Annotated in this window: 1 protein-coding gene and 1 pseudogene; one reads left to right on the top strand and one right to left on the bottom strand. The window is 57.7% G+C overall.

Annotated features, from left to right (window positions below):
* Positions 1-96 precede the first annotated feature (96 nt).
* Complete coding sequence (locus V7116_RS13855) at positions 97-447, bottom strand: RidA family protein (RefSeq protein WP_324392529.1); 351 nt, start codon at positions 445-447, stop codon at positions 97-99.
* Between the two features lie 338 nt (positions 448-785).
* Between V7116_RS13855 and V7116_RS13850 the strand changes: the two are divergent.
* A pseudogene (locus V7116_RS13850) lies at positions 786-1,016 on the top strand (ATP phosphoribosyltransferase); the annotation flags it as partial.

Genomic DNA, 1,016 nt, shown 5'->3' with positions numbered 1-1,016 from the left:
CTCTCCAATCGGATTGGAGAGGGGCCAGGGGCCGGGGGTTAAGGGGTGAGGTGAATCGTACACCACCGCGACTGACGGTTTCTTTCGATAGATAACCTAACGCGTGATGTAGGCAACGCCTTCAAGCATCACAAGACAATCGGCGTCAATGAACTCGGTGGTTGATGTCATCCGCGCCGGAAAGCGGTCCTGTTCGAAATGACTGTGGAAACGACGTTCCATTTCGGGCAAATCACTGACGTGCTTGAGCCACACCTGGATCTTGACGAGGTTCTCTAACGTGAGGTTCAGTTCCGCAAGCGTCCTGGTTATATTGGCGAGCGCATCCTCGATCTGATCCGAAAAACTGTCCCCAAATCCACGGTGCAGGCCGAGGAACACGTAGTCTCCGGCAACCACCGCGGACGAGTAACTGTAGGGGGTGGGAATCCTTTTGATCTCTGACACCAGTTCCTCCGTATAGTGATGCGCACACGCCAAATAACAGAACTTACGTTCTAGTTCGAGTATCATAGCGGATATGGCAGCGAGCGTCAAAACAGGCACACTCACGCAGCGGGGACGTTCGAGGAAAATAACTCGTTGACATGCCCCGGCGCGGTGGCTATACTCAACACCATGAACACACAGGCTCAATTTCACGCGCATCATCATGGCATCACGCCCGGCTGACGGCCCGGTGGTGAGTCGCGCGTGTGCCTGAACCACAGCACACCAGAGCTTGCAAACGCCTTCCGGTCCGCCGGGAGGCGTTTTTTATTACGCGAATGCAGGAGGAAACACCAGTGGGCCAACAGATTCGCATCGCACTGCCCAGCAAAGGCCGCATGGAAGAAGAGACGCTCGACTTCCTGGCCGAATGCGGGCTGCGCGTCAATAAAACCAATCCGCGCCAGTACACCGCCACGCTGCCCGCCCTGCCCGACGTGCTGGTACTGTTCCAGCGCGCGCGCGACATCCCCGCCAGCGTCGCGGCGGGCGACGTAGACCTGGGTATCACCGGCTACGACGCGCTG

This window comes from Aggregatilinea sp., from assembly GCF_036822615.1.
Lineage (GTDB): Bacteria > Chloroflexota > Anaerolineae > Aggregatilineales > Aggregatilineaceae > Aggregatilinea.
Note: the sequence above shows the minus strand (reverse complement) of the source record. Positions and strands in the feature narration are given on the sequence as shown.